Origin of the sequence: Streptomyces antioxidans, from assembly GCF_000968685.2 — a bacterium.
Lineage (GTDB): Bacteria > Actinomycetota > Actinomycetes > Streptomycetales > Streptomycetaceae > Streptomyces > Streptomyces antioxidans.
Genome location: NZ_LAKD02000176.1, coordinates 1 through 11,513, shown reverse-complemented (window position 1 = coordinate 11,513; position 11,513 = coordinate 1). Strand labels below are relative to the sequence as shown.

Sequence of the window (11,513 nt, the reverse complement as noted above, 5' to 3'; positions counted from 1 at the left end):
TCCCGTTGCGAGCCCTCCAGGGCTGATGAGGACCTCGAAGTGGCCCACCCCCGCAGCGGATCCGTCCACTTGTTGCGAGCCCTCCAGGGCTGATGAGGACCCTCACCAGGCCAGCAGGCGGGAACGGGCCCTCGATGGTTGCGAGCCCTCCAGGGCTGATGAGGACGTCAGGGTGCGAGCGCCGTTGCGGGTTGGTTCAAGTGTTGCGAGCCCTCCAGGGCTGATGAGGACAGGACGCCGGGATGGGCGACACCGCCTCGTACACCGCGTTGCGAGCCCTCCAGGGCTGATGAGGACCGGGGGTGCCGTCGGGGCGGTAGCGCTCGGGGTTGTGTTGCGAGCCCTCTAGGGCTGATGAGGACCGTAGGAAGACAAGCGGCCTCCGCTCTGGACATCGAGGTTGCGAGCCCTCCAGGGCTGATGAGGACGGTGCCCGGCCTGCCGGTCCTTGCCGCGCGAGGACGTTGCGAGCCCTCCAGGGCTGATGAGGACCAGCCCATCGCCATCGCTGTCTGGATCCAGATCGGGTTGCGAGCCCTCCAGGGGTGATGACGACTGGCGATCGTGTGCCACCGCCCCCACGACCACATGGTGTTGCGACCCCTCCAGGGGTGATGACGACACGGGCGGCGGCGTCGCTCCACTGGGCCAGGACCAGACGCGGTTGCGACCCCTCCAGGGGTGATGACGACCGGCCATGACTCCCACACGGCCGCACCGCAGCAGGTTGCGACCCCTCCAGGGGTGATGACGACGGGACACATGGTCCGATGGTTCAACCGGAAGGCGCTGGTTGCGACCCCTCCAGGGGTGATGACGACCGGCGACAGTGACCCTGTCGGATCACACCGGGTCGGTGTTGCGACCCCTCCAGGGGTGATGACGACCGAGGGTAAAGCCACAGGCCGGATCGATCTTCCTGCGGCGTTCCGGGGCGGATTTTGCAGCGACCCGGCAGTAGTGCATCAGAGCAGGTCAGAGCGTTGAGTCTTGGGAGTACAACATGCCGTGTGGGATTGCTGTCAGTGGTGCCCGTTAGTTTGCGGGTTCGGTTCCACTCGCGGCAACACGCCGGTGGAGCTTTGACGAGTGCGATGTATAGCACCGACAAAGGCATTTCAAGATACTTTGTAAGTTTTCACACCTTACCTCCCTTTGCTCGGCTAGGGTCCTTTCCTGTCCGGGCTGGTCGCTGTGTCAGCAGAGCGGCAGGGTCGTTGGCGGAGTCGTTGGGGGTGTGATGCGGATCAGGGTGGACGTCGAGCCGGATCGGCCGAGTCTGCGGTGGGAGGAGGTGCATGGGCCAGCGCGCTCAGTGATGTACGAGTTGCTCGGCAGCCACGATGCCGCGATGGCTCAGTCACTGCATGACGAAGGGTGGAGGGGCAGGCCGCTGAAGCCATTGGGAATGACCAGCCCTCAGTTCAAGGGCGCACCGAGGAAAAACGGTGTGTACACGACCTCGAACGATGGGTCGGTGTGGCTGGGGTCGCCCATTCCGGAGGTCGCGGCCGCTTTGGTGGCGTCGTTGGCGTCCCGGACTGAGATCGTGTGGGGCGCGGCGCGTCTGAAGGTACGTGGCTTCAATGTGGACGTTAGCGGTGAGTTCTCTGATGGCCCGGTGGAGTTGAGCACGGCGACGCCGGTGGTGGTCAAGCACGAGAGCCGCTACCTCCTGCCGGGGGATGATCATTACCTTGAACGGCTTCAGCACAATCTGACTCATAAGGCGGATGTGCTGGGGCTTCCGGCGCCGCATGGTCTGCTGGTGCTCGAGGCTGGGCCGCGGAGGCGGTTCACCGTGCGGGGAGCGCCTCGTATCGGTGCGCAGGTGCGGGTGGCGATGGAGGCGGATGCTCGTTACGTGGAGGCGTTGCGCTCCTGGGGGCTGGGTCTGGATACCGTGCAGGGTTTCGGGTGGATCCGGTGAGTGCGCCTGGTGACGTTGCACCGGTGACAGTGCCGTTGTCGGCGACGAGTCATCCTTTGCAGCGCGTGGGGGCATGGGCGGTGGCTGTGCTGGCCGAGCGGAGGACGCCTGAGGAGGTCACCGAGACGGATCTGGGCACGGTGGCTTCCCGTCTCGTGGACGATGTGAGTTCCGCGGCCATGGCTCCGAAGGGCACTCCGACCTATGACTGGTGGAAGGTGCTGTTCGCTCTCTATCCGAACTCCAAGGCGACACACAGCAAACGGCCTCGCGACCGTGCCGTACTCAAAGTGGCCGTCGCGGAGATGTTCACCGCTGACGACATGCACGCATCCACCCTCCCGTGCACCTTTTGCGGAGCACCTGCGTCGGCGGTATGGGCGAAGTCGACCCTGCCGATGTTCGATACGAACAAGGCGTTGAACACGTTGCCGTCGCGGGTCGCGGGTTGGCCTGTGTGCCGGGGGTGCCGTATCGCGGCGTGGGCCCTTCCTTACGGCGCTTGGGTCACGGCGGGCTCGGCGACCGTTTTGTCCTGCGAGGAGGAGGTGGCCGAGCGGTCTTTCGTGGCGCGCAACGTTCGACGGGCTCAGCGGATTATGCACCTTGGATTCAGCGGCCTGCACTCCGGCGCTCGCGCCGAGCTCGTCGCCGTGCGGGCCATGCGATCACTGCGCGCGGGGCTGCCGGCGGCCTCCGCTTTGTGGAGTTTTAAGAACGACAATCAGGAGCCGTGGCTGCGGGTGTCGCGGACGCGCCGTGCCGTACCCGCTTTCCTGGCCACCGTAGAGGGCAATGCCGAGCTGCGAAGGGGTTGGCGGCTGCTGGAAGTGGCCCTTACCCGGCATGACAAGAGCGGAGAGCTGGTGGCCAGTGGTCCGGCCGAGGCGGCCCGGCTGCTGTTCGAGGCCGAGGACGGTCGGAGCCGTTCGCTGCTGTCGCAGCTGCACTACGTCCTGGCCGGGCCCGAGCGGTGCTGGAGTACACGGAACCGAGCGGCCCTGACCCGGCTCGCCTTCACCTACGCCGAGGAGGTTCTGGGGATGAGCCCGGACCTGAAGCCCGTGGCGACTGTGGTCGCCGACTGGATCGAACACGGCAGCGGCAGTCCCCGGGGCCGGCTGGCGGAGTACCGGACTGTGGCGCTGAGCGACTACAAGCTCGGTGTCCTGCTGGTACAGGCGCATTTCCGCTTGACGCTTGATGGCCGCCCGGTGGCAGCGGGACCGAGGGACTGGGAGCCGTTGATCCAGCAGCGCCCGCGCGCGTGGGAGCAGCGCATGCTGCTGGCTGCCACAGTGCTGCAGATCCTTCAAGAACGTGGTGTCGCGGTCAGCGACAAGCCCGAGAGCGCAGATGAAGAAGCCCACACCGAGGAGCTGCTGAAGCAGTCGATGCTCGGGCAGCACGAGGACGATGAGATGGAAGCGGTCTGAATGACGTACCTGGCAGGGAAGATGGTGCTCGCGATCGAGGCGGGGGCGCCCAACAACGGTAAGGGGGAGGAGACCAAGGCCAGGGTGAAGTTCGCCCGTATCCGCGGCCGTCACTACCCCTACATCTCGGCGCAGGCTGTGCGGCGTTGGACGCGGGATGGCATGGTCGAGCTGGGCGCGGTGCCCTCTCCGGTTACCCGGGTCGGCAAGGCGCAGAACAAGGCGCAGAAGGCGAACACCGAGGCGGACCCGGTCAGGTATGCCGACGACGACCTGTTCGGCTACATGCGGGCCGGTGCGAAGAAGGATGACGCGGCCACCACACTGCGTGACAGCCCATTCATGCTGGGCACGCTGATGTCGGTTGAACCGTCGTATCCCACGGAAGACTTCGGCGTCATGTCACGCGGCGTCACGGAGCCGGTTCTGCACGGGCATGAGTTCTACACCGCCGACCTGGCCGCCCCCTTCCTGCTGGACATTCCGAGGATCGGTACGTTCACGCTCCCCGACGCGAACGGTGTGGGCAGGCCGAACTACCTCACCCAGGAGCAGGCTCTCGCTGTGGCCGATGCCGCCGCGGCCGGGGCGACCAGTGTCCGCTTCCGGGATCAGCCCGCCGTTCGGCTACCTGTCGAGGAGCGCCGGGACCGGGCCGCGCTGTTGCTGGAGGCACTGGCACATCTCAGCGGTGGAGCCAAGCAGGCTCTCCACTACGGAGACCGGGTGCCTGCCCTGGTGGTGATGGTGCCGTTCAAGGGCGGTATCAATCCGCTCGCCCACTGCATCGATGGCCAGGAGGGCACCGGTTTGCGGGTGCGGGGCGAGGTGTTGCGCGCCGAGCTGAAGGCGTGGAAGGGAGAGTGGGAAGCACCGGTCCGCATCGGCTGGCGTCCCGGGTTCCGGGATGATCTGCGCGAGGACTTTGAGAAGGAATGCGCTCAGGAGCTGATGGACGGAACAATCGTCATCGACCATCCTCGTACGATCCTGCGCGGCTTGGCCACTGAGCTGCGTGAGGGCCAGCTGGATGGCTGGTTCGACGATCCCGCCCGGTGATGCTCGTGCAGCGTGAGCCGCAGACGGCCTGGCGGGCAGAATTCTGGGCCCCCGTCGCCTCCTTCCGTGATCCTCTCTTTCCCGGTCTCAGCCACGGTTTGCCGCTGCCGCCGCCCTCGACCGTGCGGGGGCTGCTGGCGGCAGCGACCGGCGAGACCGCGGAATCACTTGCCCTGGGCATGGCGGCCTGGTCCGAAGGCGGTGGTGTGGACGCGGAGACCTACCACCCCATCTCCGCCGACGGTTCCAACCCAGCTGTTTCTGGCCGGGTGCGCGCGGTCAAAGGCGGCATGACCATCCGCGACCGGCCCTTCCTCACGGACGTTCACCTGACGGTGTGGCTGCCCGGCGGCGACGGGGACCGCATCGCCCAGGCGCTGCGCCGCCCGGTGTGGCCACTGCGCCTGGGACGGTCCCAGGACGTCGTGCACCCCCTGGACCTGCGGCGTACCACGCTGCATCCGACCGATCAGGCGATCGTGGATCATGCCTTGGCCCCGGCGGGCGGCCATGATGTGCCCGCGGCCATGGTGCACCGTATGGCGGCCAGCGTATCCCTCGACCGCCTGCGGACCTCGTGGGCTGACTACCTGTGGTGCGACACCGCCACCGGCCCGTACCCGGTCAGGCATGCGTATCAGGATGATGAAGGGCAGGCAGTGTGGCTCCTGACCCCCTGACCCAGGCAAGCCGTCGGCGCTGGCTCACGGAAGTCCGCGCGAAGTCCACCCCTGTGAACGATCCCGAGCGGCTGACCACCCACTCCCGCACGGTTCACGACGTGGTCGGCCAGATCGAAGCACGCGTCGCGGCAGCCGGAGTTCTGGCCACCGAGCCCGCTTTCTGGTCCCGTGTCCGCACAGCGGCCCTGCTGCACGACACGGGCAAGGTCGCCGAAGGTTTCCAGCAGCAGCTCCGGCCCGGTGGGGAACTGTGGGGCCAGCGGCATGAGGTGCTCTCCTTGGCCTACGTCGATCTCCTCGCCGCGGCGGCAGGCTGGAGCGGGGAGGACCGGCTGGTGATCGCCACATTGGTCGCGACCCATCACCGGGCGTTGCACTCCTCCTCGTCGGGCGTTGCCGGGGGTAAGCCGCCCTTGTCGCAGACCTACAACGCCCGTACCCGGTGGGACGAGGCGTTCACACACACCCCGCTGCCCGGTGGTGTGCAGGTCCAGGTGACCCGCGGGCTGCATCAGGAGCTGGTCGCCTGGCTCGCCGGGTTCCTCAGGGTCGATCCCCCGTTCGCTACTCCGGGGGAGGTCACGTTGGCGGAGCGGGCCAGGGCGCTGCTGGAACTGGTGCTGGCTGCCTGGCGGTTGCCCGTCAAGGAGCACCAGGGGCTGCTCGCCGTCCTCGCGCAGGGCGCGCTCACGCTCGCCGACCACGCCGGCTCGGCCCACGAGCGCCTCCAGACCCACATGCCCTTGCCCACCGACTACCTCGCCCGGTTCCCGCACACCCCCTATCCGCACCAGCGACAGGCCGCTGCGGTCGACGGGCACCTGGTGCTCATCGCACCGACCGGGAGCGGTAAGACGGAAGCCGGTCTGGCCTGGGCGGCCCGGCAGCTGACCACGATGCCCGGCCAGCCCCGCCTGGTCTGGACCCTGCCGTATCGCGCATCCCTCAACGCGGCGCGCGAACGCTTCCGAGACACGCTCGTTCCGGCTCCGGGAGACCAGCAGGCCGACATCGGTCTGCTGCACGGCACGATCGCGCACACCCTCCTCACTCAGGCACTCGAAGACGACTGCGCGGCCGCCCACGGCGCGGGCCGTCGTGAGCCGACCGTCGACCAGGCCCGGCGCGCACGGGCCCGGGCCGGTGCCATGCGGCTGTTCGCCCAGCGGCTACGCGTGGCGACCCCGCACCAGCTCCTGCGCGGCGCCATCGCGGGTCCCGCGTACTCCTCCGTCCTGCTGGAACAGACCAATTCCCTCTTCGTCTTGGACGAACTGCACGCTTATGAGCCCGAGACCTTCGGCCGCCTCTGCGCCGCCATGGGGCTCTGGGAACGCCTCGGCAGCCGTATCGCCGTGCTGTCCGCCACCCTCGCGCCACCGATGATCACGCTGATCAACGAGAGCGTGACCCAGCGCGTGGCCTGCCACCGCGCGCCTCAAGGCACCAGCCCGGTACGCCACCGCCTCATCGTGGACGAGAAACCACTGGCCGATCCCGAGAGCCTGGACCGGCTGCGCACCTGGCTGCGGCAGGGCCACAGCGTCCTGGCCGTGGCGAACACCGTGGCCGCGGCCCAGGGTCTGTTCGACGAACTCGCTGATGAGGCCCGTGCCGCCGACCCCGCCGACCCTCATGCGGCGCTCCTGCTGCATTCCCGGTTCAAAAACCGTGACCGCGCCACGATCGAGAAGAACCTCCTGGTCCGGCACCCCGAACGCCGCACCGGCGATCCGGCGGGACGCGGCGGACTTGCGGTCGCCACTCAGACGGTCGAGGTGTCCCTGCAACTGGACTTCGACCGGGGAGCGGTGGAACTGGCCCCCGTCGAAGCCGTCGCCCAGCGCGCCGGCCGCGTCAATCGCCGCGGCCGGCATCCCGACGGTCCGGTGGAGTTCCGCGTGCACCACACGCCCGGGCCACGCCCCTACGACGCCGGTGCCGTGGACGCCGCGTGGCAGGCGCTGACCACCCTCGTCGAAGAGGGAACCGACACCCTGAGCGAGCAGGACATCGACCGCCTGCTCGCCCTCGCCTACGACACCAAGTGGGGCAAGGAATGGGCCGAGGCGGCCCGCCGCGCCCGCAACACCTTCGCCTCCGACTTCCTCACCTTCACCGACCCCTTCCACGACCGAAGCGAGTTCGCCCAGGCGCTCAGCGAACAGTTCAACAGCGTCGAAGTCCTGCACCGCGACGACGCCGACGAATACGTGGAACTCACCGCCGGAGGCAGAAGCGAGCATTTCCTCCTCGCGGCCGGGCTGCTCATCCCCCTCCGATACAGCCAGCTCCCCACCTACCACGGGCAGTACGACCGACGCCTGGGCGTGCATGTGATCGACGGCGAGTACGACGAGACCACTGGGCTCAAGCCCCCGCAGGAACCGGAGACCATCCTGTGACCGGCCCCGCCCACGATCCGGCTGAGGACCCCATGCCGCTGGGCGGCGTCCACATCAAATACCTCCATCACTGCCCCCGTCAGCTGTGGCTCTACAGCCGCGGCTACCGGCCCGAGCAGCGCAGCGACCTCGTCGCTTTCGGCGAGGTCATCGACGACACCACCTTCACCCGGCGCCGCGACATCGACCTCGGCGAAGCGAAGATCGACTGGGTGACCACCGGCGCCGTCGTCCACGAGACCAAGTCCTCCCGCGCACCGGCACCCGCCCACGCCGCCCAGGTACGGCACTACTGCCTCCTCCTGGAACGCCGGGGCATCACGGTCCGCGGCGGCACGGTCCACTACCCCCTCATCCGCCGCACCACCGACGTCCCCTGGGACGCCACCGCCCGCGCCCAGGCCGAGGATTCCGAGGCCCAGGCCCGCGCCACCATCGCAGCCACCGAACCACCAGCCCGCCTCAAGCGCGCCCACTGCCGCGGCTGCTCCTACCTCGACTACTGCTGGGGAGACTGATGCCCGCTGTCGGCCGCACCTACTGGCTGACCGAACCGTGCCGCATCCGCCGCGAGGACAACAGCGTCCGCATCGAGCGCCCCGACGGCAGCCCGGTCCGCATTCCCATCACCGACATCCGCGACCTGGTCACCTTCGACCACATCGACATCAACACCTCCGCCCTCTCCCTCCTGAGCCGCAACGGTGTGACCCTCCATGTCCTAGACCACTACGGAAACCACGCAGGACACTTCAGCCCCTCGGAATCCATGTCCTCCGCCAGCGTCGTCCGACGCCAGGTAGAGATCACCGCCGACCCGGACCAACGCCTGGCAGTGGGCCGCTCCCTCGTGCTCGCCACCGCCGAAAACCTGCGCTGGGCCCTGGACACCGAGCTCCTTGACCCCGCGCTGCTCTCCCTGCGCAATGCCCTGCCCGAGTGCAAGGACAGCGACGAGATCATGGGCCAGGAAGGAAACTTCCGCCGCACCGGCTGGACCGTCCTCGACACCCAGCTCCCCGCCTGGCTCCGCCTCAACGGCCGCACCCGCCGCCCACCCACCAACGCCGGCAACGCCTTCATCAGCTACCTCAACACCCTCATCTACGCCCGCGTCCTCACCGCCCTGCGCACCACACCCCTGCACCCGGCCATCGGCTTCCTCCACTCCGACACCGACCGCCGCCGCAACACCCTCGCCCTCGACCTGGCCGAACCCTTCAAACCACTCTTCGCCGAACGACTCCTCAAACGCGCCGCCAGCCAGAAGAAGCTGAAGCCGACCGACTTCGAGACCGACGTGGCCAGGGCCTCCCTGAGCAAAGACGGCCGCAAGAAAGTCGCCGCCCTCGTGAAGGAAGAGCTGGCGACGACCGTCTACCACCGCACACTCAAACGCAAAGTCAGCTACGAGGAACTCATCCACCTCGAAGCCCTCAAGATCGTCCGCCTGTGCCTCGAAGACAAGCCGTACAAGCCCTTCCGCCCCTGGTGGTGATCAGCATCTTCGTGATCCTCGTCTACGACACCGCCGTCGAACGCAACCCCAAGGTGCTCAAGACCTGCCGCAAGTACCTCCACTGGACACAACGCAGCGTCTTCCAGGGCGAACTCTCCACTGCCCAGTACCGCGCCCTCATGACCACGTTGAACACCACCATCGACCCCGAGTACGACAGCATCGTGACCTACACAGCCAGGTCCCCGGACATGATCGAGTCCAGTACCCTCGGAATCACCCTGGGCGGCCCCGGCGACATCCTGTAAACCGCGCTGACCTGCACAGATGCACTACCGCCGGATCGCTGCAAAACGACACTCACAGATGCGATGGTTTCTCTCTCTGACCTGCGACTTTACCGTCGGGTCCTCATCAGCCCTGGAGGGCTCGCAACTACTGCTCGGCCATCGCCATGCGGGCCGTGGCGCGGGTCCTCATCAGCCCTGGAGGGCTCGCAACGTGGCGCGGCCACGGATGCCGCGTAGGCCATGAGGGTCCTCATCAGCCCTGGAGGGCTCGCAACGCGTACGTCATCGGCCGGCGCTGTACGTCTCCGAGGTCCTCATCAGCCCTGGAGGGCTCGCAACCTTCGCGGCCCGTGGGCCCGGCTGCGCCGGGCGGGCGTCCTCATCAGCCCTGGAGGGCTCGCAACACGAACGCGCTGTCCACTGCGTCCAGCAGGGCCGAGGTCCTCATCAGCCCTGGAGGGCTCGCAACACCGGATCACCGCCCTGTTCTGAGCGCGACCGGAGGCCGGTCCTCATCAGCCCTGGAGGGCTCGCAACAACGAGGCTGGCCGCCCTACAAGGGACGGCTGGCCCTCCCAGGTCCTCATCAGCCCTGGAGGGCTCGCAACACGTCCTGCACCGCGACCGTCTCGCCCTGCGTATCCACGTCCTCATCAGCCCTGGAGGGCTCGCAACAGCGCTGGGCGCCCGGCGCCGAGCTGGCCCGCGCGGGTCCTCATCAGCCCTGGAGGGCTCGCAACCCGAGTGGGGGCTGGTGTGGGGGCCGCGACGTGCTCCCGTCCTCATCAGCCCTGGAGGGCTCGCAACAGGCGATCAACTGGGAGCACAGGGCACGGGTCGCGGGTCCTCATCAGCCCTGGAGGGCTCGCAACCCCTTGATGTGACGGGCGGGGTTGTAGCCCTGCTCCGTCCTCATCAGCCCTGGAGGGCTCGCAACGGTTCCGGCCCGACGCCACTCACACCACCAACCTCGGGTCCTCATCAGCCCTGGAGGGCTCGCAACCGGGCCAGGAGGTAGAGGGCGAGGGTGAGGGCGGCGCGTCCTCATCAGCCCTGGAGGGCTCGCAACAACAGCCGCGCCGAGCACACGGCACCAGCGTCATGCGTCCTCATCAGCCCTGGAGGGCTCGCAACACGTCAGCAACATCCCAGCGGACGCAACCCGCGTCCGTGTCCTCATCAGCCCTGGAGGGCTCGCAACACAAGCCCTGTGTCATCCTCCCGGCGGCAGAGCCGGGTCCTCATCAGCCCTGGAGGGCTCGCAACACCGGCGCCCGCCGCCGACGGGAGTTCGTCACCCGCGTCCTCATCAGCCCTGGAGGGCTCGCAACAACATGGGCCAACGCGTGGGCTGCCTCGTGCAGCAGGTCCTCATCAGCCCTGGAGGGCTCGCAACGCGGGCCTCCACGCCGAACCGGGCGGCGATGGTGAGGTCCTCATCAGCCCTGGAGGGCTCGCAACTCGTGACGCCGAGCAGCGGGGCGTTCCGATCCCGAGGGAGGTCCTCATCAGCCCTGGAGGGCTCGCAACCCGAACTCGGCCAGGTGTGGGTCCGCCGGACCGAGGGTCCTCATCAGCCCTGGAGGGCTCGCAACTCATCCAGTGCAAGCGATACCAGCCCCGCAAGGCCGTGTCCTCATCAGCCCTGGAGGGCTCGCAACAACAGCCGCGCCGAGCACACGGCACCAGCGTCATGCGTCCTCATCAGCCCTGGAGGGCTCGCAACAGGTGCCCGGAGGGCTTCTGGGGCTGGGGGTTCTCCCGTCCTCATCAGCCCTGGAGGGCTCGCAACGCGAGCTGGTAGCCGATGCGGGCGGCGATGATGAGGTCCTCATCAGCCCTGGAGGGCTCGCAACACCAGTTGAAGAACACCGCCCGCCGCCCCGGCCGTGGTCCTCATCAGCCCTGGAGGGCTCGCAACCGCACCCCGACTGACGCGCTGCTGGAGCTGGCCGATGTCCTCATCAGCCCTGGAGGGCTCGCAACATGACCTGGGCCAGTACGCGGCGGGCGGGGCCGGGGGTCCTCATCAGCCCTGGAGGGCTCGCAACACTTGAACCAACCCGCAACGGCGCTCGCACCCTGACGTCCTCATCAGCCCTGGAGGGCTCGCAACGGGCACTCGTGGGCGGTGAGGAGGTCGGCGACGTAGGTCCTCATCAGCCCTGGAGGGCTCGCAACGAGTGTCGTCGGGGCGTGGCGTGCGCCGACAGCAGCGGTCCTCATCAGCCCTGGAGGGCTCGCAACGGGA

The 11,513-nt window shown here is 68.0% G+C and carries 8 protein-coding genes and 2 CRISPR repeat arrays; all 8 genes read left to right on the top strand.

What is annotated here, in order from left to right; genetic code table 11:
• Positions 1 to 4 precede the first annotated feature (4 nt).
• Positions 5 to 887: direct repeats of the CRISPR family, unit length 29 nt; unit sequence GTTGCGAGCCCTCCAGGGCTGATGAGGAC.
• 431 nt (positions 888 to 1,318) lie between these two features.
• Genes cas6 through cas2 form a run of 8 tightly spaced genes read left to right on the top strand, consistent with a single transcriptional unit; the run spans position 1,319 to position 9,280 of the window.
• Positions 1,319 to 1,930, top strand: a complete 612-nt coding sequence (gene cas6, locus VT50_RS37285) for a CRISPR-associated endoribonuclease Cas6 (protein WP_240529481.1) — start codon at positions 1,319 to 1,321, stop codon at positions 1,928 to 1,930.
• 23 nt (positions 1,931 to 1,953) lie between these two features.
• Positions 1,954 to 3,366, top strand: coding sequence for a hypothetical protein (locus VT50_RS37280; RefSeq protein ID WP_240529480.1), 1,413 nt, complete (start codon positions 1,954 to 1,956; stop codon positions 3,364 to 3,366).
• A complete protein-coding gene (cas7i, locus tag VT50_RS37275; protein ID WP_046090371.1) occupies positions 3,367 to 4,425 on the top strand; it encodes a type I-B CRISPR-associated protein Cas7/Cst2/DevR in 1,059 nt (352 codons plus the stop codon).
• Positions 4,425 to 5,105, top strand: coding sequence for a CRISPR-associated protein Cas5 (cas5, locus tag VT50_RS37270; RefSeq protein ID WP_046090370.1), 681 nt, complete (start codon positions 4,425 to 4,427; stop codon positions 5,103 to 5,105). The genes cas7i and cas5 overlap by 1 nt, the downstream gene beginning before the upstream one ends.
• Before the next feature lie 53 nt (positions 5,106 to 5,158).
• Positions 5,159 to 7,513, top strand: a complete 2,355-nt coding sequence (gene cas3 / locus VT50_RS37265) for a CRISPR-associated helicase Cas3' (protein ID WP_240529479.1) — start codon at positions 5,159 to 5,161, stop codon at positions 7,511 to 7,513.
• Positions 7,510 to 8,031 carry a CRISPR-associated protein Cas4 gene (locus tag VT50_RS37260; RefSeq protein ID WP_240529478.1) on the top strand — a complete coding sequence of 174 codons (522 nt, stop codon included), beginning with the start codon at positions 7,510 to 7,512 and terminating at the stop codon, positions 8,029 to 8,031. The genes cas3 and VT50_RS37260 overlap by 4 nt, the downstream gene beginning before the upstream one ends.
• Complete coding sequence (gene cas1b, locus VT50_RS37255; RefSeq protein ID WP_046090368.1) at positions 8,031 to 9,011, top strand: type I-B CRISPR-associated endonuclease Cas1b; 981 nt, start codon at positions 8,031 to 8,033, stop codon at positions 9,009 to 9,011. The genes VT50_RS37260 and cas1b overlap by 1 nt, the downstream gene beginning before the upstream one ends.
• On the top strand, positions 9,008 to 9,280 hold the full coding sequence (gene cas2, locus VT50_RS37250) for a CRISPR-associated endonuclease Cas2 (RefSeq protein ID WP_240529477.1): 273 nt from the start codon (positions 9,008 to 9,010) through the stop codon (positions 9,278 to 9,280). The genes cas1b and cas2 overlap by 4 nt, the downstream gene beginning before the upstream one ends.
• 99 nt (positions 9,281 to 9,379) lie before the next feature.
• Positions 9,380 to 11,509: a CRISPR direct-repeat array (repeat unit 29 nt; unit sequence GTCCTCATCAGCCCTGGAGGGCTCGCAAC).
• Between the last annotated feature and the right edge of the window lie 4 nt (positions 11,510 to 11,513).

What these genes read in the sequence shown, in the direction of transcription:
- cas6 (WP_240529481.1), top strand. Translation starts at nt 1,319, where the DNA reads ATGTACGAGTTGCTCGGCAGCCACGATGCCGCGATGGCTCAGTCACTG.
- cas7i (WP_046090371.1), top strand. Translation starts at nt 3,367, where the DNA reads ATGACGTACCTGGCAGGGAAGATGGTGCTCGCGATCGAGGCGGGGGCG.
- cas5 (WP_046090370.1), top strand. Translation starts at nt 4,425, where the DNA reads ATGCTCGTGCAGCGTGAGCCGCAGACGGCCTGGCGGGCAGAATTCTGG.
- cas1b (WP_046090368.1), top strand. Translation starts at nt 8,031, where the DNA reads ATGCCCGCTGTCGGCCGCACCTACTGGCTGACCGAACCGTGCCGCATC.